The 25,466-nt window shown below is 59.2% G+C and carries 18 protein-coding genes and 1 tRNA gene; 6 read left to right on the forward strand and 13 right to left on the reverse strand.

The genetic code is table 11. The features are described 5' to 3' along the window. The first annotated feature begins 26 nt into the window (after positions 1-26). The gene (locus TL5118_RS16245) at positions 27-668 is read left to right on the forward strand and encodes a GNAT family N-acetyltransferase (RefSeq protein ID WP_058245369.1); all 642 of its coding nucleotides are present in this window, start codon (positions 27-29) and stop codon (positions 666-668) included. Here TL5118_RS16245 and TL5118_RS16250 read toward each other — a convergent pair. The 6 genes from TL5118_RS16250 to hutI form a co-directional block, all read right to left on the reverse strand. Beyond that, positions 665-2,800, reverse strand: coding sequence for an ATP-binding protein (locus TL5118_RS16250; protein WP_058245370.1), 2,136 nt, complete (start codon positions 2,798-2,800; stop codon positions 665-667). The two genes, TL5118_RS16245 and TL5118_RS16250, sit on opposite strands and share 4 nt — an antisense overlap. Positions 2,801-3,260: 460 nt before the next feature. Continuing rightward, complete coding sequence (locus TL5118_RS16255; RefSeq protein WP_058260809.1) at positions 3,261-4,844, reverse strand: BCCT family transporter; 1,584 nt, start codon at positions 4,842-4,844, stop codon at positions 3,261-3,263. Between the two features lie 241 nt (positions 4,845-5,085). After that, positions 5,086-6,759: a urocanate hydratase gene (hutU, locus tag TL5118_RS16260; protein WP_058245372.1), complete on the reverse strand. Its 1,674-nt coding sequence runs from the start codon at positions 6,757-6,759 to the stop codon at positions 5,086-5,088. After that, a complete protein-coding gene (hutG, locus tag TL5118_RS16265; protein ID WP_058245373.1) occupies positions 6,759-7,571 on the reverse strand; it encodes an N-formylglutamate deformylase in 813 nt (270 codons plus the stop codon). The genes hutU and hutG overlap by 1 nt, the downstream gene beginning before the upstream one ends. Further along, positions 7,571-9,106, reverse strand: a complete 1,536-nt coding sequence (gene hutH / locus TL5118_RS16270) for a histidine ammonia-lyase (protein ID WP_058245374.1) — start codon at positions 9,104-9,106, stop codon at positions 7,571-7,573. Before hutH ends, hutG begins: the two co-directional genes overlap by 1 nt. After that, positions 9,103-10,311: an imidazolonepropionase gene (gene hutI / locus TL5118_RS16275; protein WP_058245375.1), complete on the reverse strand. Its 1,209-nt coding sequence runs from the start codon at positions 10,309-10,311 to the stop codon at positions 9,103-9,105. The genes hutH and hutI overlap by 4 nt, the downstream gene beginning before the upstream one ends. 80 nt (positions 10,312-10,391) lie before the next feature. On the opposite strand from hutI, the gene TL5118_RS16280 reads away from it, so the two are divergent. Further along, the gene (locus tag TL5118_RS16280) at positions 10,392-11,753 is read left to right on the forward strand and encodes a formimidoylglutamate deiminase (protein WP_058245376.1); all 1,362 of its coding nucleotides are present in this window, start codon (positions 10,392-10,394) and stop codon (positions 11,751-11,753) included. 17 nt (positions 11,754-11,770) lie between these two features. On the opposite strand, the gene TL5118_RS16285 is transcribed toward TL5118_RS16280, so the two are convergent. Continuing rightward, positions 11,771-11,847 (reverse strand) — tRNA-Pro (locus TL5118_RS16285). A gap of 310 nt (positions 11,848-12,157) precedes the next feature. Between TL5118_RS16285 and TL5118_RS16290 the strand changes: the two genes are divergently transcribed. The 3 genes from TL5118_RS16290 (at position 12,158) to TL5118_RS16300 (ending at position 18,892) form a co-directional block, all read left to right on the forward strand. Continuing rightward, positions 12,158-14,308, forward strand: a complete 2,151-nt coding sequence (locus TL5118_RS16290; RefSeq protein ID WP_058245377.1) for an ATP-binding protein — start codon at positions 12,158-12,160, stop codon at positions 14,306-14,308. A gap of 164 nt (positions 14,309-14,472) precedes the next feature. After that, entirely contained in the window at positions 14,473-16,683 is a 2,211-nt protein-coding gene (locus TL5118_RS16295) for a hybrid sensor histidine kinase/response regulator (protein ID WP_058245378.1), read from the forward strand. 67 nt (positions 16,684-16,750) lie between these two features. After that, the gene (locus tag TL5118_RS16300; RefSeq protein ID WP_058245379.1) at positions 16,751-18,892 is read left to right on the forward strand and encodes an ATP-binding protein; all 2,142 of its coding nucleotides are present in this window, start codon (positions 16,751-16,753) and stop codon (positions 18,890-18,892) included. Positions 18,893-18,980: 88 nt separating this feature from the next. On the opposite strand, the gene leuB is transcribed toward TL5118_RS16300, so the two are convergent. Both leuB and TL5118_RS16310 read right to left on the reverse strand, forming a co-directional pair. After that, positions 18,981-20,084, reverse strand: coding sequence for a 3-isopropylmalate dehydrogenase (leuB, locus tag TL5118_RS16305; protein ID WP_058245380.1), 1,104 nt, complete (start codon positions 20,082-20,084; stop codon positions 18,981-18,983). Between the two features lie 57 nt (positions 20,085-20,141). Next, the gene (locus TL5118_RS16310; RefSeq protein WP_058245381.1) at positions 20,142-21,041 is read right to left on the reverse strand and encodes a LysR family transcriptional regulator; all 900 of its coding nucleotides are present in this window, start codon (positions 21,039-21,041) and stop codon (positions 20,142-20,144) included. A gap of 93 nt (positions 21,042-21,134) precedes the next feature. On the opposite strand from TL5118_RS16310, the gene TL5118_RS16315 reads away from it, so the two are divergent. After that, positions 21,135-22,028, forward strand: a complete 894-nt coding sequence (locus TL5118_RS16315) for a Rossmann-fold NAD(P)-binding domain-containing protein (RefSeq protein WP_058245382.1) — start codon at positions 21,135-21,137, stop codon at positions 22,026-22,028. On the opposite strand, the gene TL5118_RS16320 is transcribed toward TL5118_RS16315, so the two are convergent. From TL5118_RS16320 to leuD, 4 genes are all read right to left on the reverse strand, one after another. Beyond that, the gene (locus TL5118_RS16320; RefSeq protein WP_165590056.1) at positions 22,015-23,001 is read right to left on the reverse strand and encodes an endonuclease/exonuclease/phosphatase family protein; all 987 of its coding nucleotides are present in this window, start codon (positions 22,999-23,001) and stop codon (positions 22,015-22,017) included. The two genes, TL5118_RS16315 and TL5118_RS16320, sit on opposite strands and share 14 nt — an antisense overlap. Before the next feature lie 26 nt (positions 23,002-23,027). Further along, on the reverse strand, positions 23,028-23,858 hold the full coding sequence (locus tag TL5118_RS16325; RefSeq protein WP_058245383.1) for a hypothetical protein: 831 nt from the start codon (positions 23,856-23,858) through the stop codon (positions 23,028-23,030). A 303-nt stretch (positions 23,859-24,161) separates the two neighbouring features. Next, positions 24,162-24,692: an HdeD family acid-resistance protein gene (locus TL5118_RS16330; RefSeq protein WP_058245384.1), complete on the reverse strand. Its 531-nt coding sequence runs from the start codon at positions 24,690-24,692 to the stop codon at positions 24,162-24,164. Positions 24,693-24,860: 168 nt separating this feature from the next. Then, on the reverse strand, positions 24,861-25,466 hold the full coding sequence (gene leuD / locus TL5118_RS16335) for a 3-isopropylmalate dehydratase small subunit (RefSeq protein ID WP_058245385.1): 606 nt from the start codon (positions 25,464-25,466) through the stop codon (positions 24,861-24,863).

The following is a 25,466-nucleotide window of genomic DNA, read 5'->3' on the forward strand; positions in this document are numbered from 1 at the left end:
CGGGCTTGATGCCTCTATGTGAGGATATGACGAACCCAGATATCCTCATCCAGCCGCTTGGCGCTGACCTTGCGCCGGCTGCCTTTGATTTGGCCACTTCTGTTTTTGTGGCTAGCAGCACCCTGCATCAGGCGCTTGGCATCACGCTAGAGGCCTATCGCACCTATTTGCAGGACGGGTTTCAACAGATGGTGCAGGAGGGCCTGTCCGTTGTCGCGCAGCACCAAAAGACGGGGGAGGTGCTTGGCTGTCTGATCGTCACCGATTTTCATGCACATCTGTATCCGACGCCACCGCAGGATGCAGCCTTTGCCCCGCTTGCCGCATTAACCGCAGCGCTGGCTGCCAAGTACCGCACCCAACGCAGCATCGATCCGGGGCATGTGATCTTGGTGGATATGGGCGCAGTGAGCCCCGCCGCCCGGGGGTTGGGCTTGTACAAATCCATGCGTCAGGCTGCGCATCAGCGGGCCAAAACTCGCGGTTTCACCCATGTCGTGGGGGAGCTGTCATCTGCTACAACCCAGGCCTATGTGCTGGGCCAACTGGGCCATCAAACCATCGCTGAGGTCCCGTTTCAGAGCTTCGAACACAACGGCACACACCCATTTGCCAAGATAACGGACCCGCAGTGTCTGGTTCTGGCCGAGGGGCGCCTGACCGATTAGGCCGCATCTGAATTTCCGATGGTCACATTTCGCAGCAGCTTTTCACGTAGTTCGGCCAGTTCCACCGGTTTGATCAGCGTGTCGTCCATACCCGCCGCCCGGCATGCCTCATGTTTGCCCTGAATGGCATCCGCCGTAAGCGCCACAATCGGGGTGGGGGTCAGATCCTCACGCTGCTCCTGCGCGCGGATTGCGGCGGTCAGCTCAAACCCATCCATAATCGGCATGAAGCAATCCGACAGCACCAGATCGTAGCTGTTCTGACGCCAGAGATCCAAACCCTCATGACCATTGGCCGCCATGTCATATTCCACGCCCAACAGCTCCAGCTGTTTGGCCAACACGGCCTGATTGATCATGTTGTCTTCGACGGCAAGGATTCGCAGCCGCTGATCCAGCGGGGCAACCCGGCTCGGGACGTTGGTTTTGGGCTCCGCCTCGTTGTGATCGTCTCGCGTCATTTCCTCGATGCCGCTCACCAAATCAGACACAAGGATCGGACGCACTTGAACCATATAGGTGTCTTTGTTGATCCGGCCGTAACGCGCCGCCCGCGACACGCCAAAGACCACAAATCGCGCGCCTGGCAATGCGGTCCTTAGGAAAGACATGGTGGCCTCATCTTCGTCCCGGTCTGACTGGGTTAGCAGAAACACTGGGCGCTCAACCAACCGCCCGGCTTCCAACGCCTCTTCGCGTGTATAGACGTACTCGGCCTCGACTCCCTTGCGATCAAAAAATTCTCGCAGGTACTTTTCGGCAGCATCAATGATTGCAGACAGACAAATCACATGACGCCCTTGCAGGTCTGCATGAGTTGGGGGACCATCTGCAGTCACAACAGGCAAGGTCACTACAAACTCAGACCCTTCGCCTTCCTTACTTTTGACCTCGATTTTTCCTCCCATTAGCGTCACAAGATTGAGCGTAATCACCAAGCCAAGCCCGGTGCCTTCAACCTGGCGCTTTGCGGGCGCCTCGCCTTGCGAGAAAGGTTCAAACATCTCCGCCTGAAAGGCGTCACTCATCCCGATGCCATTGTCACGGAAGGTGAAGCGGATGTTGCCGGCTTCATCCAGATCCGAAATCATCCATACGACACCGTCACGACCGGTCAGGCGTTTGGCGGAATACTTCACCGCATTGCTGAGAAGGTTTAGCAGAACCTGCCGCAAACGGCCCGAGTCAGAAACGATCCAATTGGGCATATCGGGATGGATGAAGTGGCGGATCCGCACCTGATTTTCGTCAGACATCACCCGCAGGGTCTGCGCCGCCCCTTCAATTACCGGGATCAGCTCCATCCGGGAATTGGCCACATCCATTTTGCCCGCTTCGATCTTGGAGGCATCCAGAATGTCGTCAATAATCCGCAACAGAGACAGGGCTGAGTTTCGGATGGTCCCGACCAGCGGTCGCTGCTTGGCTTTCAGCCCTTCCGCCTCCAACACCTCCAGCATGCCGATCATGCCATTCATCGGCGTCCGGATTTCGTGGCTCATATTGGCCAGAAACTCCCCCTTGGCCTTGGCCGCCTGCCGGGCATTGTCAATCGCGTGCAGCAGGCCGTTGGTCAACTTGCGGTTGAGGTAACCAAAATAAAGCATCTGCGCGATCAACATCGCGACGGTGGTCATGCGAACGCCAAATTCGATGCCGGCCACCTCCTCCGGGGGGCGTGCATCGGTTGGTGGGTGCAGCCCAAGATAATCCATCGACAACACGAAGATCACCGAGCCAGCGCAAAGCGCCGACATCACCAATTGGGTGCGCCGTTCCGCAAGGGAGGAAAACAGCAGGAACGGCATCGCCAGCAGCCAGAATGAGGAAATCTCATTGTCGACATGCTGGCCAAACTGGTAAGCGCGCGACACCAGATTATAGCACAGTAGATTCAGCCAAACGAGGCGACCGATGTAGTGGAAGCGGGTGAACAAAATGCCCACAACACACAGGGTTGGCAGGATCGCGAGGGCAGTGTTGTACACACTGGTCCAGTCCCGCTGATACACAAAGTAGAGCCCCCAGGGCAGGATCAGAATGATGTTACAGAAGGCAACGAACCGGCCGAAATACAGGCTTCGGCGCAGATCGCTTTCTCTCACACTGTCTTCATCAAGATAGTCTTGCATCAAACGCTCCGGCCACGGTGGGGGGTTAATTGACCTATACTCACACAAACGAACCTAAGGGCCGCAGCCCCCATCAGACGCAGCGCTTTCAACTTTCGGGCCAGATTTTGGGGCCGCGACATTCTGAATTGACGTTGCGCAAACAAGTTGCTGGCGCATTAGACCCATGGCTCAGGCAGTTCAACCTATACCAAGTTGGGTCCCCATACCCCCCTACGGTCAATATCCGTAACGGCGGCAGCGCTTCGCCATCGCTTGCCCCCACCCTAAACAACTGAAAGTAAAGCTGTCTAGCTATTGGTACCGCAAGGAATGAGTGCCCGCCGAGGGTGACACTGTGCCCCAGGTTTGGGACGGAAAGTCGGGACAAGGGTTGGGGCCCGGTATCAACGTCGTGACATGAAAGGTGCGGCGTCCCCCTTCTGAGTGACGCCGCCCTGATGAGCCGCTTCGGTTAACCTTACTTCTGCCGGTCAGACAGCAGCCCCTTGAACAAGGACACACACATCAGAACCAGCACGATCGCAAAGGGGAAGCCAGTGGCAATTGCCGCCGCTTGCAGGGCTGCCAAACCGCCGCCCAGCAACAGGGCGATGGCAATGGCCCCTTCCAGCACACACCAGAACACACGCTGTGCCGTGGGCGCGTCGGTTTTGCCGCCCGCAGTGATCGAGTCGATCACCAGTGAGCCAGAGTCAGACGAGGTGACAAAGAACACGATGACCAAAACGATCCCTATGAAGGACAACACACCAGAGAGCGGGAAGCTTTCGAACATGACAAACATCTTCAACTCCAACCCTGCGGCTGAAACTGCCTCACCCGCTCCAGACATGACCTGATCCAGTGCCGCGCCGCCAAAGACCGACATCCACAGCGCCCCAACGATGGTCGGGATGATCAGCACGCAGATCACAAATTCCCGAATGGTGCGGCCGCGGGACACCCGCGCGATGAACATGCCCACAAAGGGTGACCAGGAAATCCACCAGGCCCAGTAGAAGGCCGTCCAGCCCTGCATGAAGTTGGTGTCTTCCCGTCCGATCACGCCGGACAGCGCTGGAAGGTTCACAACATAAGACCCGATGTTGCTGAAGAACCCGGTCAAAATGGCAAGGGTTGGTCCAACAATCAGCACCAAGATCAGCAAGGCCGCCGCCAGTACCATGTTGACCTCGGACAGGCGTTTCACCCCTTTTTCCAGACCGGCCACCACCGAAACCAAGGCAAAGGCGGTGATCAACACGATCAGCAGCACCTTGCTGCCATCTGAGATGCCGAAGCCAAACAGGTGGTTCAAGCCGGCCAGCGCCTGTTCTGCGCCAAGCCCGAGCGATGTTGCCAGACCAAAGATCGTTGCAAAAACGGCCAGTACGTCGATGACATGGCCGATGGGCCCCCAGGTTGCCTCACCAAAGATGGGGTAGAACACCGACCGCATGGTCAGCGGCAGGCCCTTGTTGTAGCCAAAATAGGCCAGCGCCAGCGCCACAACCGCATAGATCGCCCAGGGGTGCAGACCCCAGTGGAAAATCGTCGCCGCCATCGCAAGCAATTTGGCCGCCTCGGGGTCATTGGCCGCAGCACCCAGCGGCGCCCAGTCGGTGCGCACCCCGCCATCACCCAGCGCAGTGCCGCCAAGCGACGCCCCATAGTGCGAGATCGGCTCGGCCACACCCCAAAACACCAGACCAATGCCCATGCCCGCGGCAAACAGCATCGCAAACCATCCGGCATAGGAATAATCGGGTTTGGCATCATCACCCCCCAATCGGATGCGGCCAAAGGGGGTCACGATCAGCAGCAGGCTGAACACCACAAAGATGTTGCCAGCCAACATAAAGACCCAATCAAACTGACTGGTCAGCGCAGGCCGCAGCCAGCCAAAGAACGACCCTGCTTGCTCCTGAAACACCAAAGTAAAAAACACAAAAGCAAGGATCGTCAGGCCTGAGACAGCAAACACTGGATTGTGGATGTCTAGGCCGAAAATCTGGACGTTATCTTGACCGACTTCATAGTCGGTATCGGTATCGTCTGACATGTCTTCCTCCCATTTTATAATGTGGATCCACGGTATTTTGGGAGGTTTGGCTCAACCGCTCTGTTCCGACAATTTCGCATGGAAAAACGTCGAAAACGACAGGGTGCCCCTGTAAATATTGGTAGTTTGGCGCGGCAAGCCCATCGCCAAAGAACACTCCGGCCCCCAAGATGAGGGCCGGAGGGTGCGCATTTCACCGCACTAGATGCGCAATCGTATGGTTTGCCTCTTGGTCAGGTGATCAGCTGCCAAGGATCCCCGGCAGGCGTAGACCATGCTGGCGCGCGCAGTCCTTGGCGCTTTCATATCCGGCGTCTGCATGACGCCAAACGCCCGAGGCCGGATCATTCCACAAAACCCGCTCCAGCCGCTTGGCCGCATCGTCAGTGCCATCGGCGCAGATCACCACGCCTGAATGCTGTGAGAAGCCCATGCCGACGCCACCACCGTGGTGCAGCGAGACCCAGGTGGCGCCTGAGGCGGTGTTGACCAAGGCATTCAGCAGCGGCCAGTCCGACACGGCGTCAGACCCATCCATCATCGCCTCAGTCTCACGATTGGGTGAGGCAACCGAACCCGAATCCAGATGATCCCGGCCAATCACCACCGGCGCTTTCAACTCACCGTTTTTGACCATCTCATTGAAGGCCAAGCCAAGGCGATGGCGATCGCCCAGACCCACCCAGCAGATCCGGGCCGGCAGCCCCTGAAAGGCGATACGTTCCCGTGCCATGTCCAGCCAGTTGTGCAGGTGCTTGTTGTCCGGCAACAGCTCTTTGACCTTTTGATCGGTCTTGTAGATGTCTTCCGGATCCCCCGACAGCGCCGCCCAGCGGAACGGACCAATGCCGCGGCAAAAAAGCGGGCGAATATAGGCCGGCACAAAGCCTGGGAAGGCAAAGGCATCTTCCAGCCCCTCCTCCAATGCCATTTGACGGATGTTGTTGCCATAATCGACGGTCGGCACGCCATCGTTGTGGAAGGCAACCATGGCCGCCACCTGCACCTTCATCGAGGCACGCGCGGCGCGCTCCACCTCTTTCGGGGCGGTTTCGATTTTGGCGCGCCATTCGGCAACGCTCCACCCCAGCGGCAGGTAGCCGTTCACCGGATCATGCGCGCTGGTCTGGTCGGTCACGATGTCGGGTCGGATGCCGCGTTTGTGAATCTCGGGGAAGATATCGGCGGCGTTGCCAATCAGGGCGACCGATTTGGCTTCACCCGCCTTGGTCCAACGCTCAATCATCTCCAGCGCTTCATCAAGGCTGTGGGTTTTTTCGTCCACATAGCGGGTGCGCAGACGGAAATCGGCGGATTTCTCATCACATTCCACCGCCAGACAGCAGGCCCCGGCCATCACTGCCGCCAAGGGCTGGGCGCCCCCCATGCCACCCAGACCACCGGTCAGGATCCAGCGCCCTTTCAGGTCACCGCCATAATGCTGGCGTCCAGCCTCCATGAAGGTTTCATAGGTCCCCTGCACGATGCCCTGACTGCCGATATAGATCCACGAGCCGGCCGTCATCTGGCCGTACATCGCCAGACCTTTCTTATCGAGCTCATTGAAGTGATCCCAATTCGCCCAATGCGGCACGAGGTTTGAGTTCGCGATCAGCACGCGCGGCGCGTCTTTGTGGGTTTTCACAATGGCCACCGGTTTGCCGGATTGCACCACCAAGGTCTCATCCGCCTCAAGCTGTTTCAGGCTGTCGACGATCAGGTCGAAATCCTGCCAGGTGCGCGCGGCGCGGCCAATACCGCCGTACACCACCAGCTCATGCGGGTTTTCGGCCACATCGGGATGCAGGTTGTTCATCAGCATCCGCAAGGGTGCCTCTGTCAGCCAGCTTTTGGTGGTCAATGTGGTGCCGGTGGGCGGGTAAACATCCCGGCTGTTTTTGCGAGGATCGGTCATCATGCGCTCCCTTCGGAAGTAATGGCGCCCGAGAGGGCAAGGGTTGTGAGGTGGTCCAACATCTTCTGCAGCTGCGGCCGCAGATCCGCCGCACGGGACGGACCCCAGGCCCAGGGCGCAGCTTCTTGCATGTAGGCGCGTTGGGCGATTTCCATCTGGATGGCGTGGATGTTTTGGGCCGGTTGCCCATAGTGGCGCGTGGTCCACCCCCCTTTGAAACGGCCGTTCAGCACCGCGGTTCTGCCGGAGGCCCGGGCGATGTCATCCACCGCGGCCTCAACCGCGGGCGCACAGGTGGTGCCCAGATTGGTGCCGGTGTTGAAAATGGGCAGTTCGCCCTCAAACAGAAACGGAATATTTGACCGGATCGAATGGCAATCAAACAGGATCGCCACGCCATGTTTGGCGCGCACCCGGTCCAACTCGGCCGCCAAGGCATCGTGGTAAGGCGCATGGTAGGCCAGTCGCCGCGCTTCAACCTCATCGGCTGAGGGCTCCTGCCCCGCGTGCCAGATCGGCTGCCCGTCAAAATCGGTCAGCGGCACCAGCGTTGTGGTGTTCTGACCGGGATAAAGCGACACACCGGCCGGATCGCGGTTGGCGTCGATGACATAGCGATGCACATGTGATCGCACCATCGTCGCGCCCGGCAGCAGCCCCTCATAGAGCTGCGCGATATGCCAATCCGTGTCCGCCAGCTGCGTGCCATTGGGGTTCAGGCGCCCCGCAATCGCCCCGGGCACCTCGGTGCCACCATGCGGCTGGCCCAGTACAATCGGGCTATCGCCCCGGATGACGTCAAATACCTGCATCAGGCCAGCTCCGGCAGTTCTGCCGTCAGCCCGTCCAGCAAGGCCCCGTATGCTACCAGCGCTTTGGCCGCCTCTAGGTCCGGTGCCATGTAGCGGTCCTCTTCCAGTCGGGTCACATCCTGACGTAGCCGGGTCAGCACCTGTTGCAGCACCGGGCTGGTCTGCAGGGGCGCGCGGAATTCCACCCCACGTGCGGCGCAGAGCAGTTCGACCCCAAGGATGTAATTCAGGTTTTCAGCCATCTGCATCAGACGACGCGCACCATGGGCGGCCATGGAAACGTGATCTTCTTGGTTGGCCGAGGTCGGCGTGCTGTCGGTCACGCAGGGGTTTGCAAGGTGCTTGTTTTCACTCATCAAAGCGGCGGTTGTCACCTCGGCGATCATCAGGCCCGAGTTCAGACCCGGATCCGGCGTCAGGAAAGGGGGCAGATCAAAACTGAGGGTCGGGTCCACCATCAGCGCGATGCGCCGCTGGCTGATCGCGCCAATCTCAGAGGTAGCCAGCGCAATCATATCCGCAGCGAACCCAACCGGCTCCGCGTGGAAGTTGCCGCCAGAAACGATCAAACCGGCCTCTGTCAGCACCAGTGGATTGTCCGTGGCGGCATTGGCCTCAATCAGCAGCGTCTGCGCGGCTTGGCGCAGCACATCCAGCGCCGCGCCGGTGACCTGCGGCTGACAGCGGATGCAATAGGGATCCTGCACCCGGGTGTCATCATCCCGATGACTTTCGCGGATTTCCGATCCGTCCAAAATGGCCCGCATCGCCTCAGCGGCCTCGATCTGGCCGCGATGACCGCGCAGGCCGTGGATTTCAGGCTGCAGCGGCGCCGTGGATCCCATGATCGCATCCGTCGACAGCGAGGACACGACCAATGCATTGCGCGCCGCGCGCCAGATCTCAAACAGACCGGCAAGACCGTAGGCCGTGGAAAACTGGGTGCCGTTGATAAAGGCCAGCCCTTCCTTGGGGCCCAGCTCAATCGGCTGCAACCCGGCCCGCGCCAACGCCTCGGCACCGGGCAGCACCTCACCCTGATATTCGGCCTCACCCGCACCGATCACCACGGCGGTCATATGTGACAGCGGGGCCAAGTCCCCGGATGCGCCAACCGATCCTTTGGCCGGGACCACGGGTGTCACCCCCTTGGCCAGCATATCCTGCATCAGCTCAATCAGCGCCCAGCGCACGCCGGATGCGCCACGCCCGAAGCTCAGCAATTTAAGCGACATCATCAGCCGCACCATCCGGCGCGGCATCGCCTCACCCACGCCGCAGCAATGGCTGAGGATCAGGTTGCGCTGCAGGGTGGCGGTGTCCTCAGGCGCGATCTTCATGCTGGCCAGTTTGCCAAACCCGGTGTTGACCCCATAGACCGGCGCGTCCCCGGCGGCGGCGGCGGCAATGCGATCAGCGGCAGCCTCAATCGCCGGGCGACAGCTATCGTCCAGACGGATTGTTGCTTCGGTGCGATAAATCTCTTCAAGCTGCGTCAGGTCGACCTGACCGGGTGTAAGGGTGAGAGGGATCACGCTTGACCTCCAAAGATACGTTTGTAGAGCGGGTTGAACCCGATGCGATAAGACAATTCGGCGGGGTGGCTGACATCCCAGATCGCCAGATCAGCACGGTTGCCAACGGCGATCACGCCCCTGTCTGACAGGCCAAGCGCACGCGCTGCATGGCAGGTGACGCCCGCCAAGGCTTCGGCCGGGGTAAGGCGAAACAGGGTGCAGCCCATGTTCATCGTCAACAAAAGTGAGGTCAGCGGTGAGGATCCGGGATTGCAATCCGTGGCCAGCGCCATAGGCACCTTATGGGTTCGCAGCAGTTCCACCGGCGGTTTTTGTGTTTCTCGCAACGTGTAAAAGGCCCCCGGCAGGACAACCGCTGTGGTCCCCGCCTGCGCCATGGCCCGCACCCCGGCCTCATCCAGATATTCAATATGATCAGCAGAAAGCGCCCCGTAAGCGGCCGCAAGCTTGGCGCCCCCCAGATTGGACAGCTGTTCGGCATGCAGTTTGACCGGCAGGCCCAAGGATTTGGCAGCCTCAAACACCCGCGCGATCTGATCCGGCTGGAAGGCAATCCCTTCACAGAAACCATCCACTGCATCGACCAGACCTTCCTGATGCGCGGCAATCAGCGTTGGGATGACAACCTCATCGATATAAGCGTCATCGCGCCCCTTATATTCAGGCGGCGTGGCATGGGCCCCCAGATAGGTGGTCTTGACGGTGACGTCCCGACGCTTGCCGATCTCCCGCGCGGCCCGCAGCATCGTCAGCTCGGCCTCACGCTCCAGCCCATAGCCCGATTTGATCTCAAGCGTGGTCAGCCCTTCGCGGATCAGCGCATCCACCCGTGGCAAGGCGCTGGTGACCAGATCCTCAAAGGCGGCCTGCCGCGTGGCCTTCACGGTTGAATTGATGCCACCGCCAGCGCGGGCGATTTCCTCATAGCCCGCCCCGTTTAGGCGCATCTCAAATTCCTGCGCGCGGTCGCCGCCGAACACCACATGGGTGTGGCAATCAATCAAGCCCGGCGTCACCAACCGACCCGCAAGATCCTCCGCCGCAGCGCCAACATATTGCGCGGGCAGATCCTGTTCGGCCCCGACCCATTCGATCTGCCCATCAGACAGAACCAGTGCCCCCGCATTGATCATCCCATAGCCAACAGCGCCCTCATTGATCGTCGCAATCTTGGCGTTTCGAAGGATCAGTTTTGGACTCATGTCAGCCATTCCAAAGTTGCGTGAAGCGATTTTTTAGGTATAGGTCTAAAAATTAAATGTCTATACAAAAAGAGATCAACATGAAGGTTTACGCCAATCAGGTACTATGCGGGCAGCAGTGGCTTTCCAACTGCTGCGTCACCTTTGTTGATGGCATCATCACCGGCATCGAAGAAAACGCGGCCGCGACCGATGCGGACCATAGCGTCGACGTGTTGCTGCCAGCGCTGGCCAATTTGCACAGCCATAGTTTCCAACGCGCAATGGCTGGCATGACCGAGGTTCGCGCCGCAGGGAAAGACAGTTTCTGGACCTGGCGCGATCTGATGTATCGGTTTCTGGATCATCTGACACCCGACCATGTTGAGGCGATCGCGGCCCTGGTTTTCATGGAGATGCAGGAAGCAGGCTATGCTGCGGTAGGTGAATTTCACTATGTGCACCATCAACCCGGCGGGCGCGCTTACGATCAGTTGTCTGAGCTGAGCAACCGGATCTACGCCGCCGCCCATCAGACCGGCATTGGGCTGACGCATCTGCCGGTTCTTTACAGCTATGGCGGTGTTGATCAGCAACCGCTGGCGGGTGGTCAGCTGCGGTTCGGCAATGATGTCACGCGCTATCTGGATCTGGTTGAGGCCTGCAAAACCGGCCTAACCCACCTGCCGCCTGACGCACGGGTTGGCATCGCCCCGCATTCCCTGCGCGCCACAAGTCCCGGCGACCTTGCCCAGGTTCTGGAGGCCACGCCGAACGGGCCGGTGCACATCCATATTGCGGAACAACAGAAAGAGGTCGCGGATGTCACCGCAAGGCTGGGCCAACGTCCGGTCGCCTGGCTGCTGGACAACGCCGAGGTCAATGAACGCTGGTGCCTGATCCACGCGACCCACATGACAGATTCAGAAACCATCGCCATGGCAAAAAGCGGCGCGGTGGCCGGCCTCTGCCCCATCACCGAGGCAAATCTGGGCGATGGCCCATTCAATGGGCCGGTGTTTTTGGAACACGGCGGGCGCTTTGGGGTCGGCTCAGATTCGAACGTTCGGATCGCGCTGGGCGAAGAGCTGCGCAGCCTAGAATACTCCCAACGTCTGCGCGACATGGCGCGCAATGTGATGATCACGGGCGAAGGTTCGGTCGGCACATCGCTCTACCTGAATGCAGCGCGGGGCGGTGCACAGGCGCTGGATCGTCAGGCAGGCACAATCGCACCGGGGCAACTGGCCGATCTGGTCGCCATTGACAGCAACCACCCCGCGCTATGCGCCTTGCAGGGGGATCAATTGCTGGACGGTCTGTGTTTCGCCGCACCTGAGGGTATTGTTACTGACACTTGGTCCGCCGGACGCCACATGGTTCAGGCAGGCCGCCACGTGGACCGCGATGCCGTCCTGCGCCGCTACAGCGCAACAATTGCAGACCTGCTGCCACGCATCTGAACTGTGAAGAAATAAAGTGGTCGGAGTGAGAGGATTCGAACCTCCGGCCCCTGCCTCCCGAAGACAGTGCTCTACCAGGCTGAGCTACACTCCGACTCCGAATCGCGGTCTGTCTTGGGGCAGGTTTCGGGCGCCTGCCAACACGCGTTTCGTTGGGTGCAGGCTCTATCCAGCATTCGCTACATATTGTCAACCATCGCCAGTGACAATTTCGAGGCGCTGCCATGGCTTGGAACGGCACACAGAATTAGCCAATAAACTAGGAGGTGACACACAGGTTACATCCGAAAATTCAGTAAATCACCTGCATCAAGCCGCGCATTTTACCCGTGCTAAAAAAGGAGTCCGCCTTTACAGCACATCCTGATACCCTATCCTAAAGTGGTAAGTTTTCAGAGGATAAAGTGCACGCCGACCAACCAGATATCCCCTTTGCCAAAGAGGAGTTGCGGCAGCGGCTGCAAACGTTTCGGTTTACCATCTGGTTACAGCTTGCCCTGCTTGTCCCGTGGTCGATTTTCCTCTTGTTGGATGGCGATACCGCACGGCTGAGCTTTATGGCCCTGTTATTGGCCATCTCCGGCCTTGTGATGCTCCTCCTGCGGCAGGGGTATCACTATGTGGCCCGGGTGTTCTGGATCATCACGATTGGGGTAATTTTCCTCATCACCTCTCATATCTTTGGGGCCAACACTAGCGCGGAGCTGAGTGGCTTCATGCTGCTTGGCCTGCCGTTGTTGGTGTTCTCCTGGCAGGATGAGTTTCGCACTGCACTATGGCTTTCCGGCCTGTCCCTGGTGCTGTGTACACTGATCTTTGCACATGATGTGCTGCCTTTGCGTGGAATGTTCTTCCCGATCCAGGATCACACCCCCAGCGATATCACCGCCAATATTCTGATGGTCCGCCTGTCCGTCGCCGTCCTGCTGATTGCCCAAATCTGGCACTTCAGCCGCCGCAGCTACATTGCCCAGCGCGGTGCCCGGCTGGCGCGCGAGAAGGCCCTTGGCGCGACCCGGGCCAAGGGTGATTTTCTGGCCAATATGAGCCACGAGATCCGCACCCCGATGAACGGAATCGTCGGGATGATTGAGATTTTGGAAACCATGCACCTCAGTGTCAGCCAAAGCCGCGCGGTGGGCACCATCCGCAGCTCGGCCTTTGCGCTGCTGGGGATCATCGATGATATTCTGGATGCCTCCAAGATTGAGGCGGGCAAATTGTCCATCGAACCAAGTGACTGCGAACTACAGCCGCTTGTGGAACAAACCGCCCTCACGCTGCAGCCTTTGTCGGATGAGTTGAACGTGCGGCTGCACCTGCTGATCCATCCGAAACTGCCCGAGTGGGTCGAAACCGATGCCGGGCGGCTGCGCCAGGTGCTGCTGAACCTTTTGTCCAACGCCATCAAATATTCCGCCACCAAGCTGACCCAACGCACCGGCAGCGTGCGGTTTCATGTGGAACCCGGCGCCAAGGAAACCGTGATCTTCACCATCTCCGACAATGGCATCGGGATGAGTGAGGCCGTGCAGCGCGAGCTGTTTCAGCCCTTTGCCTCTGGCGAGTCATTCTCGCGCAAACAGGTTGGGGGCACGGGTCTGGGTCTGGCCATCACACATGAGCTGGTCACCCTGATGAACGGCAAGATCGTTATCCGCAGCACCGAAGGGCGCGGCACAAAGATCACGGTCATCCTGCCCCTACCCACCGCCCGTGGCCCCAAGGTGCGGCCCACGATTGCCGGCTGCAACACCTACCTTGTTGCGCCGCAGACCCAGTATGAACGCCAGCTTTATCACACCCGCATCGCTGAGGCGGGGGGCCATCTGGAGTTTGTGGAAGATCCGACGCTGTTCCTGGAAATGCTGGAGGAACCGAAGCCAAATCCGATCTTCCTGCTGTCGCCAGCCGCGCGTTCCAATCACCCGGACCTGCGCGAACGCATTGCCGCCAAGATCCCTGATGCCCGGTTCGTGATCCTATCCTCGGTCCGGCATGCCGACTTTGGCCAGCTTGATCCGCGCGCCTTTCAGATACAGACGCATCCCACCATGGCAACCGACCTCTATCGTGCTTTGGGGCAGCTATCTGGCGCCATCCCCACCCTTGCGCCGGTTGAGGCCGCACCGCGCGCCACCGTCCGGGAAAACGCCCAACGCAGCATCGATTTCGCCAACAAATGTGTCTTGGTGGTGGAAGATAACGCAATCAATCAAACTGTCCTGTCCTCGCAGCTGGAGCAGCTGAACATCGACCATGCCGTCGTGTCCAACGGGCTTGAGGGCATCAGGTCCTGGCAGTCCGGCCTCTACGATGTGATTTTGACCGATTGCCATATGCCGGTGATGGATGGTTTTGAAATGGTAGGGCGTATTCGCGAGACCGAGGCACAGCTAGATGCCCGGCCAACCCCGATTATCGCGATCACTGCAAACGCGCAGTCCAGCGAAGCCAAACGCTGTATTGAGGCCGGGATGAGCGCCTTTCTGGCCAAACCCTTTGAGCTGCAGCAGTTGCGCCGTACGTTGGCGCACGCACTCAATCTGGACTGATCCGGCGCCGCCGAACGGTCCGTCCTCCCCTTCAACACACAACCTTTACCAGATCAAACCGGCGCCTCACAGGCGCAGGTATAGCGATTTGACTCCTGCGGATGGGTCGGGAACAGTAATATAGTCAAACCCGAATACGGCAGAGGATCGCCGACGCACCCCCTATGAACCAGGCAGACATAAGATCAATTATCCGCGCCCGTGACGTTGCCCGTCGGGCGCAGCTGGCCCGCGTCGCCGTTGTGATTACAAGTGCGATCTGCCTGCTATGGATGATTGTCTTCCTAGCGCTCGGCGATACCAGCTCAGCCTTGGCAACAACCTTTGCGGCCTGGCCCACATGGGCGGCCTTTGGCCTATATATGCTGGGGATGCACAGACTGGCGCGGGCGTTTTGGCTGATCACCTTCCCGGCCACCTGCCTGCTGGCAACACTTTACTACAGCACCAATATCAATCCCGAACTGGTCTTCCTCAGCATTATCGGCGTCCCCTTCCTGTTCTATTCATGGGACGCGGAGAAGCGGCAACTTTGGGGGATGGTCGCCTATCATTTCATGCTGACCGTTGTGGCGTTGGGATTTGACCGATTCGGTGACCCCAGTTGGTTCCCCACCGGGCTGTCGTCTTCGCTGATGGATCCCACCACAATCGACTGGGGCGTGCGGATGACTGTCGCCAGTGTGCTGCTGGTGGAACTGACATACTTTGCCTATCTCACCCAGCGTTCGGCCAGTGAGACTGAAAAAGCGCTGGAAGATGCCCATGCCGCCGCCAAGTCCCGTGGTGAATTTCTGGCCAATATGAGCCATGAAATCCGCACCCCGATGAACGGGTTGATCGGCATGATCGAAGTGCTGGAAACCATGGATGATGATCGCAAACATGAGCGTTCCATCGGCATGATCCGGAACTCGGCCTTTTCGCTGCTCCGCATTATCGATGACATTCTGGATGCCAGCCAGATTGACGCGGGCAAGCTGAAGGTTGAGCGCACCAAAGTGGAATTACGCCCCCTTGCCGAAGGGGCGGCGCAGACCCTGCAGACCATGGCGGACAGTCTGGATGTTGAGATGCGCATGTTGGTCGACCCAACGCTGCCGGAATGGATCTGGGCAGACTCGGGCCGGTTGCGGCAGGTCTTGTTGAACCTTCTCAGCAACGCCGTGAAATATTCCGCCAAACGCCTCACAGGGCGCCGTGGTCGGGTGTTGTTGCACGTCACCCATTGCCCCGATGGCGGACTCCGTCTTGAGGTGCGCGACAACGGCACCGGGATGAGTGCCGAGGTCATGGCCGATCTGTTCCAGCCCTTCGCCGCTGGCGAAAGCGCATCGCGCCAGGTTGTTGGCGGGACAGGTCTGGGTCTGGCGATCACTCGTTCGCTGGTGGAGTTGATGGAGGGTGAGATCCAGGTTAAGCCCGGCGAATCCGGTGGGACCCAGGTTTTGATCAACCTACCGATGGAGGCCGCTGAAGGACCGCAGAACCAACCCAGTCTGAAGGGGCTGCAGGTGGTGTGTTTCGATCTGCTTGACCAAGAAGTACGCACCGGCATGGATGAAATCCTAAAAGGTGGGGGCGCGGATCTGCATTTCGTCAGCACCGTTTCGGACCTGAAGGATCTGCTGCCGCTGAACGGGCCACCACCGATCTTCATGTTGCCAACCCCGGATGAGGCAGAGGCGGACCGGCTGCAAAACGGCATCGAAGATTATGTGCCTGATGCCCGCATCATCCGCTTCAGCGCCTCACGCGCTGCGCGGTATGGGTTGCAGAATGAACGGGTCTATCTGATCCAGATTTTCCCGATGATGGGCACCGAATTGTTCCGCGCTCTGGCCGGGCTTGGGGGCACCCTGCCCAAATCAGAGGCCAAGCCAAATCCGGCCTCGGATCTGGATACAGAAAGCCTGCCTCCTGCCGCGATTGAACGTCAAACGCAAACCCATCACGAAGCGCCCAAAACCGCCCCATCCGCGACCAACACCCGGCTGTTGGTGGTAGAAGACAATGAGATCAACCGACAGGTTCTCAGCAAACAGCTGGAAATCTTGGGCTACCCCCATGATCTGACCGAACATGGTCAGGAGGGTTTGGAGGCCTGGCAGCGCGACCGCTATGATCTGATCCTGACCGATTGCCAGATGCCCCTGATGGATGGCTTTGAAATGACCCGCCACATTCGCGTGGCCGAAGCCGACACAGGCGCTCCCCGGATCCCGATAATCGCTATCACTGCCAATGCCTTGAAAGGCGAGGCCGAGCGCTGTCTGGCGATGGGAATGGATGACTACCTGTCCAAGCCCGTGGAAATGGAGAACTTGCGCCGCAAGCTGGAATTGCACCTTTCTAAAGATGACGGAGCGGCCTAAACTTCTCCTATTACGACCTCACCCATCCACGCTTTTCTGCCGGACTATCGCCCACAAAGGCCATTCAATGACGTCACCGCCCAATTCTCCGGCCCTCACACGCGATCTGATCCGTCGGATCAAAGCCGCCTATGTGGCCGTGGGACTGTCGATCTTTGCCGGTGTGCCTTGGCTGATCTACTTCCTGTGGAACGGGATGTATGCCTCGGTTGTCTACACGCTGATATCCCTCGCGCCTTACTTCGTGATCGTGTTGCTGTTCTGGCGCGGATACCACTATCTGGGCAGGGTGTTTTGGCTACTGGTGGCTTCTCTCGTCAGTTTCTTAACCGCCCTTGCTGGCGGCGATCACGCCAGCCCCGAAGTCTACTTCTTTGCGCTGCTGGCCTTCCCGTTCCTGGTGTTTTCCTGGGAACGCGAACGGCGCACGATGATTGTCATCGGTGCCTATCTGATAGTGCTGGCGCTGCTGGCACTTGGGTCTGATTTTCTGGGGCTCTCTGAGCTTTTGCTGCCCAATCTGCCCAGCCAGCCACAGGCCAACACCGCGGCGCAAAATGCCCAGACCGATTTCTTCATTCGGATGACCGTGGCCATCATCCTGATGGCGGAGCTTGGGTATTTTGCCTATCTGACCCGCCAATCGAACACCGAAGCCGCCAATGCCCTGATCCAGGCCCAGCAGGCCAGCCGCGCCAAGGGCGAGTTTCTGGCCAATATGAGCCATGAAATCCGTACCCCTATGAACGGGCTGATCGGCATGCTGGAAGTGCTGGAAAGCATGGGCGTGGATGAACGTCAGGCCCCGACTGTTGGTACAATCCGCAACTCAGCCTTTTCGCTGCTGCGCATCATCGACGACATTCTGGATGCGTCCAAGATCGAGGCCGGAAAACTGGATGTTGAACTGAACCGGACCGAGCTTTTGCCGGTGATCGAAGGGGTTGCGCAAACCTTGCGGCCGCTCGCCGATGACTCCGACGTCCGGCTGCGGCTTTTCATTGATCCACGCATTCCGCATTGGGTGATCTCCGACTCGGGCCGTTTGCGCCAGATCCTCCTGAACCTTGCAAGCAACGCCATCAAGTTTTCCTCGCGCCGGCTGACCAATCGCGATGGTGAGGTCTTCTTCCGGGTGACCAAAGTTGGCGACAATCGGGTTGAATTTCGCCTATCCGACAATGGCATCGGCATGGACGATTCGATGAAAGATCGCCTGTTCCAGCCCTTTAGCCAGGCTGAGGGTGCCTCCAAGATGCATATCTCGGGCACCGGGCTGGGGCTGGTGATCACCAAAAATCTGGTGGAGCTTCTCGGCGGCAAGATCAACGTCGACAGCCAGCCCGGTATTGGCACGGAGATCACCGTCACCCTGCCATTGCGCAAGGCCGACGGCCCCAGCCGCCTACCCGACATCACAGACACCGAAATCGTCTGCTTTTCGCTCAGCGATATCAACATCGATGACGGGCTACGCAAAATGCTGCAGCGGAGCGGCGCCAAGATCGACTTTGTAAACTCGGTTGAGCAGCTGAGCCGGCTCAGGTTCGCACAGACCCCTATCATTATCCTCCCCACCGACGACGTGGTGCTGGGCAATGAGGTTCAGCGCACCGTTGAGCGGATGTTGCCCGGCACCAAGTTCCTGCGGTTCACTTCAGATCGCTCCGCCCGCTACGGGCTGACCCATCCAGACAGCTATCTGGTCCAGATCTTTCCCTTGATGCTATCGGATCTTCTATTGGCCATCGCCACCCTGGCTGGCCGTCAAACCGTCGAGGAACCAACGCCAACGCAGCCCCCCGTTGAACCGGCGCCAGAGGCCGCTGGCACAACCCGAATCCTTGTGGTCGAAGACAATGAGATCAACCAAGTCGTTCTAAGTAAGCAATTGGAAATAATAGGCTTTCCACATGACATCGCCAGCAACGGCGCTGAAGGCCTGAAGCGTTGGCGTTCCGGTGATTTCCATCTGGTCCTGACCGATTGTCACATGCCGATCATGGATGGATTTGAACTGACGGCCGAGATTCGGGAAACCGAAAAGTCGCTGCAAATGCCCCCCACCCCTATCATCGCCATCACCGCAAATGCGCTGGAAGGTGAGGCAGAGCGGTGCCTGCAGGCGGGCATGGACGGCTATTTGGCGAAACCGATTGAGTTGAACGCGCTGCGCCAGAAACTCATCGAGGTGATGGCCAGCAGCTGACGCCCCGGAAGCGTCTTAATCACCGCGTCAAACCAAAACACCCGCCCCTTTGCAGGGACGGGTGTAATTCTTTCAGATCAGCGATGGATCAGAGGCTGGCGTCCAGCGCCGCAATCACTGCGTCACCCATGCCCGAGGTGCTGACCGGGGTCACACCTTCCTCACCCAGCAGATCTGCGGTGCGCACACCGTCCGCCAGAACCCGCTCAACCGCGGCTTCCAGACGATCGGCTTCAGCGCCCTGATCGAAGGAGTAGCGCAGCGCCATCGAGAAGCTGAGGATACAGGCGATCGGGTTGGCTTTGCCTTCACCGGCGATATCCGGCGCCGAACCGTGTACCGGTTCATAAAGTGCTTTCGGACGGCCGTTGGCCATCGGCGCACCAAGGCTGGCCGAGGGCAACATGCCCAGCGAACCGGTCAGCATCGCGGCGGCATCCGACAACAGGTCACCAAACAGGTTGTCGGTCACGATGACGTCGAACTGTTTGGGCCAGCGGCAAAGCTGCATCGCGCCAGCGTCTGCATACATGTGCGACAGCTCAACCTCGGGGTAGTCTTTCGCCACCTCGGTCACAACTTCACGCCACAGAATGCCCGATTCCATCACGTTGGCTTTTTCCATCGAGCAGAGTTTTTTGCCACGACGCATCGCCAGCTCAAACGCCGAACGGGCCACACGATCGATCTCAGATTCGGTGTAGCGCTGGGTGTTGATGCCAACACGCTCATTGCCCTCTTCGATGATGCCGCGCGGCTCACCAAAGTAGATGCCCGAGGTCAGTTCGCGCACGATCATGATGTCGAGGCCCGCGACCACGTCTTTCTTCAGGGATGAGAAATCAGCCAGTGCGTCAAAACACTGCGCCGGGCGCAGGTTCGAATAAAGGTCCATTTCCTTGCGCAGGCGCAGCAGGCCCCGCTCGGGCTTCACCGAGAAGTCCAGCTCATCGTATTTCGGGCCGCCAACAGCCCCCAGCAGAACCGCGTCCACCGACTGGGCCAGTTCCATGGTTTCGTCGGTCAGAGGGGTGCCATGCGCATCATAAGAGGCGCCGCCAACCAGGCCTTCGCTCACGTCAAATGACAGGTCGCGATTGGCGCCGAACCAGTCAATGATCTTGCGCACTTCTGCCATGACTTCGGGGCCAATGCCGTCACCGGGCAGGATAAGAAGCGAAGGGTTGGTCATATTGCTTTTCCTCGGTTTTATCTGTTGCCAAACGCCTACCCGTTAAGGCGAAAATGGTCAAGAAATGAAGGGCCTCAAGCCGCTTTCAAGTACCTGCCAAACCGTGGAAATACGGGGGATATTGCGCAGCGCCTGCGGTGTGGCCAGCCAGACCGGCAAAGCGGGCACTTCAAGCCCCAGATCCAGCCGCCGCACTTCCGGGGTTTGATCGATCAGCCAGCGTTGGCCGAAGCCGATTCCGCAGCCCGATTTGATCAGCTCCCAGTAGGTGTTTTGGGCATCACAACGGGTGGCAAACCAATCGCGGGTCGCCGGCCAGCCCAGATCCCGCATGCCACGCAGGATCAGCTCACTTTGATCATAACCCACCAGCGCATGATCCTGATCCAACAGATCCTGCGGCTGATGCGGCATTGGCCTGTCTTGCAGGTAACTTTCCGCCGCGCAGACCGCCAGTTGCATGTCACCCAGCTTGCGGGTGACCACTTCCAGCTGGGTGGGGCGATACATCCGGATCGCGATGTCTGCTTCACGAAACAGCAGATTATCACTGCTGTCGCTGGCGGTCAGGTCCAGCGTAATCTCGGGATGACATCTGCGCAGCTGGCCCAGGATCGGCGGCAGGATCTGCTGCGCCACGACCTCACTTGCGGTGATCCGCACAGGGCCGCGGGCTTCGGTGTCCCGGCCCGCCACGGTCAGGGCAATCTCACTCATCGCTTCCTGCATACGCCGCGCCGCGGGCAACATGGTGCGCCCGGCCTCTGACAGGGCCAGCCCACGCGGCTGCCGCAGGAACAACGTCACGCCTAGATCCTGTTCGATCTGTTTCATCTGTCGGCCCAATGTCGGCTGACTGACCCGCAACTGCCGCGCCGCCGCCGAAAGCGATCCTGCCTCGGCCACAGCCAGAAAATTGCGCACAAGGGTCCAGTCGAGGTGGGTCAAGCTATCCATTCATTCATGAATACATAAGATCCAAACTTAGGCAATTTTTTACGATCAAAATCTGCGCGAAACTGTGAGGGATGTTTTTGAAAGGACGATGGAATGACCCAAACTGTTTTAATCCTTGGCGCCACTGGCCGGTTTGGCCGCCATTGCGGCAGCACCTTTGCTGCTGCGGGCTGGCAGCTACGCCGGTTTGATCGGGCACGTGATGATCTGGCTCAGGCCGCCCGTGGTGTGGATGTCATTGTTGCAGGTTGGAATCCGCCCTACCAGAACTGGGCTGCGGAGGTCCCCACCTTGCACGAACAGGTGCGGCAGGCGGCTTTGGCCAATGATGCAACGGTGATCCTGCCCGGCAATGTCTATGTGTACGGCCCCGATGCGCCCTTTGGTTGGACCGCTGAAACCCCGCATCTGGCCCGGAACCCTTTGGGCCGGATCCGCGTCCAGATGGAAGCGGCCTATCGTAAAGCAGGGGTGCGGACGATCCTCTTGCGGGCGGGCGATTTTCTGGACACCGAAGCCTCAGGTAATTGGTTCGACAAGGTGATGGTGCCCAAGCTGCCCAAGGGCATTCTGACCTATCCCGGCCGCCCAGATGCCCAGCATGCCTGGGCCTATCTGCCAGATCTGGCCCGCGCTGCTGTTGCCCTGGCTGACAAGCGCGCAGCCTTGCCGCGCTACTTGGACCTGCCGTTTCCGGGCTACACGCTGACAGGGCAGCAACTGGCAGATGCGCTGTCCCAAGCGCTTGCGCAGCCCGTTCACCTGCGCCGCTTGTCATGGGCGCCGCTACATCTGATGCGCCCGTTCATGCCGATGATGAAACATCTTTTTGAGATGCGCTATCTTTGGGATCTGCCGCACCAGCTGGATGGCACCGCCTTCCAGAACTGGTTGCCTGAGTTCGTCCCCACCCCGGTGGAGCACGCCCTGCAACAGGCAACGCGCCACCTGCCGGGATCAGCTGCGGCACAGGTCACGGCGGCTTGATATCCACCCAGACCAATCGATGGCGACTGGCAGCGGGATCAGCATCGCTGATCCCCGCCGCAATCACCGTCACATCCCGCGACGGCAGCACATAGTCCACCCGCATGGGCCCGGTTTGGACCCAATTCACTGTTGGGCCCTTGGCTGCCAGTGGATCCTGCAGTTCAGGATGGCGGAGCAGGGCCAGCAGGGGTGGTTTCTGCCCCTCGCCCAAGGTCGGGTCATTGTTGGCATCGCCCAGCAAGACCACAGGACCATCGGGCACCGGACCAAGTTGACCGGCCAGCAGTGCCAGCCACAACCGCAGCTCATCCGCATTGCGGTAGCCATTGCGATCCTCTGGACCGTCAAACACCGGCGGGCTGGCATGAAATGCCAGCAGGTTTACCCGGCCCTTGGGGGTGGCAACGGGCACCAGCCAATGGGCCACCGCACTTAACCGCTGCACCTCACGGAACGCATCCGGCAACACTTCAGGCCGGGTGGCCCCCTCAGCCCCGGGCAATTCCGCCCACAGCAGCGGGGAGAAATCCCTGACGCCCTCCTCCTCCACCGGGTAGCGCGACAGGAGGGCCATGCCGCCCTGCCCCGAAAACTGACCATAGCCCTGCGCATCACGGGCGTGCCCCAATCGCCCGTCACCGTCCAGATCCAGCCCCGTGGGCCGGCCAGAATTGGGGCGAAGCGCAAACACAAAAGGGTAATCCACACCTTGGGCGCGCAAGAGATCGGCAAAGGCCGTCAGCGCCTGCCGCCCATGGTCAAAATCAAAGTCCTGCAACAACACGATATCTGGCTGCATTTCCGCAATGACAGCGACCACCGCCTGCACCTGCGCCTGCCCACGCAGGATGTCACGCAGCAGCAGCCCAGGCCCTTTGCGCGAGAGTTCCGTGTTGAAAGTGGCAATGCGCAGCCCCTGCGCAGGCGGATCATCTGCTGAGGCGACCCCTGCAAAGATCCCAAAGATCACGACGGCGATCAGTCGCCGAAGAGCATCTAGGCCGTATCGGCCAGTTTGGCCTCGGCATAAGTGCGGCGACGCTTTTCGTCGATCATCTCGGCGACGCGACCAATGGCGACGCCACGCAGAATCATATTTGCCGGCAAACAGGCCCATATCATCATCGACCAGATCAAAACATGCGGGTTCATCAGCACGTTGAGGTCAATCCATCCCGACAACCCCTTCAGCACTGCCGGGATCAAGAATGGCAGGATAAAGCCTAACATTACGTTAATGCGGGCATCGCGCTGCAAACGCAGCAGAACATCGCCTTTGGTCGGATCAAACATCGGCAGGTTGACCCAAACGTTGAAGGCGCCGCCCCGCATCGGCCAGCCGGAAAACCGCACCACCGCCAGGAACACCAGCAAGACACCACCGGCCAGGCTATAGGCCACCGCGGCCGCAACCCGCACATGATCGATCAGCGCCTGTGGGGCATCGGCAGGCAGCGCCAGCAGCGCCAGACGCACCGGCGAATAAGGGAAATCGGCCCATTGGCCCAGCAGACGACCAAGCGCCTGCAACAACAGGCCCAGCTGCGAAGGATAGACCTCCGCCCGCAGGATCAGGGCCAGCACCAGAACCACAAGGAACACCGCCGCAAACCGCATCCGGTTGAACGGCGCCGCATCGCGGAACTCAAGAACCGATGGAAACTCCGTGCTGTATTCAAGGAAGGTCATCAGCCCGGCAAGGAAGGCCAGCAGGACAACCAAAGCCGTGGCATCGCCCAGCCCCAAGGGCAGCAGCAAAAATGGGACGGCCACCAGAAGTGCCACCCAGAAAGCCCGGAATACCGCGCCTGCCACACGTTCGATCACAACCCGATCCCTTCATGTTGGCCAGATGCGATACGCTGCCACATCCGTTGTCCAACTTGATGCCGCCCGGTTTGGGCGGCCTGCCTCATTCTTGCCCCAATTCTGCCTTGTTTGAGGCATGCGCTCAACCCGGGCGGCGCGAAACACCTGAGATTTCACCGACTTGCCGGCCAGAGTGGTGCCCGATTGCATCAATCAAAGGGAGGAATTTCCGGCAAAATACCAGATTTAGTGGGTCACCTGCCCAGATGCACAGCCTGAATCAGTTGGGCAGGCGACATAGGTCTAGCCGGTAACGTGGCCTCAGCTTTGGTCGACACGACGCAGGAAGAAGGCCACAAAGATCAGGCCGAACCCGTTGAACAGCATCTCAATTCCAAACAGAACCCCGATGAGATTCAGCAGCCAAGCAGGATCTTCGGCGGCGTTCAGCCAGATCATCCCGGCCAGCACAATCGACAGGATCCCGGAAATCAGCATGGGCCAGAAAAACTGCGACCCGCGCATTTGCAGGGCGTAGATCACCCGCGCGCTGCCGCCGATCACGAAGAGGATCAGCACCAACATCGACAGAGACATGGTGCCCTGCAGCGGGTTTGAGATGAAGGACCAGCCCAAAAACAGCAGCACAATGCCCAGAATGATCGAAAGCGCTTTGTTGCCAAGGCCATCCACCATGAAGCCGCCAACAACCTGAAAACCGCCGCTGACCAGTAACAAGATGCCCGTCACTGCGGTCACCGCGATGGACGCCACCACCGGCGCGCCAAGAATAAATACACCAAACATCAGGGACAGAAGCCCCAACAAAAGCAGCTTCACCCAGTCACTCATGTCTCAACTCCTCTAAAAATGTTTGAAATACTGACAGCAGCTAAGACCGAAATGAGGCCTGAGTAAATCAAACATCGGCTGAGCAAAAATTTAGCCCGGTAAATCCCGGGCAAAAGAAAACCCCCACCGGTGCCGGCAGGGGTTTCAAAGACGTTATGTTTGACAGGATCAAACCCAGGGGCGTTCGGCGGTCAGCTTCTGCTCATAGGATTTGATCGAGTCGGCCTTTTCCATGGTCAGACCGATGTCATCCAGACCATTCAGCAGGCAGTGCTTTTTGAACGCATCCACTTCGAAGCTAATGGCAACGCCGTCCGAGGTGGTGATTTCCTGCGCTTCCAGATCGACGGTCATGCGTGCGTTTGCACCTTTCTCAGCGTCGGCCATCAGCACATCAACCTGTTCCTGCGGCAGAACGATCGGCAGGATGCCGTTCTTGAAGCAGTTGTTGAAGAAGATGTCGGCGAAAGAGGTCGAGACGATGCATTTGATGCCAAAGTCTGCGATCGCCCAAGGCGCGTGTTCACGCGAGGAGCCACAGCCGAAGTTGTCACCGGCGATCAGGATTTCAGCGTCGCGGTACTGCGGCTTGTTCAGCACGAAATCTTCGATCTCGGTGCCGTCGCGGTTGTAACGCATTTCGTCAAACAGGTTCACACCAAAACCGGTGCGCTGGATCGACTTCAGGAACACCTTGGGGATGATCATGTCAGTGTCGATGTTGACCAGCGGCATAGGGGCCGCAATGCCTTGGAGTTTTTCGAATTTTTCCAT

The sequence above is a fragment of the Thalassovita autumnalis genome (assembly GCF_001458255.1).
Lineage (GTDB): Bacteria > Pseudomonadota > Alphaproteobacteria > Rhodobacterales > Rhodobacteraceae > Thalassobius > Thalassobius autumnalis.

What these genes read in the sequence shown, in the direction of transcription:
- TL5118_RS16245 (WP_058245369.1), top strand. Translation starts at nt 27, where the DNA reads ATGACGAACCCAGATATCCTCATCCAGCCGCTTGGCGCTGACCTTGCG.
- TL5118_RS16250 (WP_058245370.1), bottom strand. Translation starts at nt 2,800, where the DNA reads ATGCAAGACTATCTTGATGAAGACAGTGTGAGAGAAAGCGATCTGCGC.
- TL5118_RS16255 (WP_058260809.1), bottom strand. Translation starts at nt 4,844, where the DNA reads ATGTCAGACGATACCGATACCGACTATGAAGTCGGTCAAGATAACGTC.
- hutU (WP_058245372.1), bottom strand. Translation starts at nt 6,759, where the DNA reads ATGACCGATCCTCGCAAAAACAGCCGGGATGTTTACCCGCCCACCGGC.
- hutG (WP_058245373.1), bottom strand. Translation starts at nt 7,571, where the DNA reads ATGCAGGTATTTGACGTCATCCGGGGCGATAGCCCGATTGTACTGGGC.
- hutI (WP_058245375.1), bottom strand. Translation starts at nt 10,311, where the DNA reads ATGAGTCCAAAACTGATCCTTCGAAACGCCAAGATTGCGACGATCAAT.
- TL5118_RS16280 (WP_058245376.1), top strand. Translation starts at nt 10,392, where the DNA reads ATGAAGGTTTACGCCAATCAGGTACTATGCGGGCAGCAGTGGCTTTCC.
- TL5118_RS16295 (WP_058245378.1), top strand. Translation starts at nt 14,473, where the DNA reads ATGAACCAGGCAGACATAAGATCAATTATCCGCGCCCGTGACGTTGCC.
- TL5118_RS16300 (WP_058245379.1), top strand. Translation starts at nt 16,751, where the DNA reads ATGACGTCACCGCCCAATTCTCCGGCCCTCACACGCGATCTGATCCGT.
- leuB (WP_058245380.1), bottom strand. Translation starts at nt 20,084, where the DNA reads ATGACCAACCCTTCGCTTCTTATCCTGCCCGGTGACGGCATTGGCCCC.
- TL5118_RS16310 (WP_058245381.1), bottom strand. Translation starts at nt 21,041, where the DNA reads ATGGATAGCTTGACCCACCTCGACTGGACCCTTGTGCGCAATTTTCTG.
- TL5118_RS16315 (WP_058245382.1), top strand. Translation starts at nt 21,135, where the DNA reads ATGACCCAAACTGTTTTAATCCTTGGCGCCACTGGCCGGTTTGGCCGC.
- TL5118_RS16330 (WP_058245384.1), bottom strand. Translation starts at nt 24,692, where the DNA reads ATGAGTGACTGGGTGAAGCTGCTTTTGTTGGGGCTTCTGTCCCTGATG.
- leuD (WP_058245385.1), bottom strand. Translation starts at nt 25,466, where the DNA reads ATGGAAAAATTCGAAAAACTCCAAGGCATTGCGGCCCCTATGCCGCTG.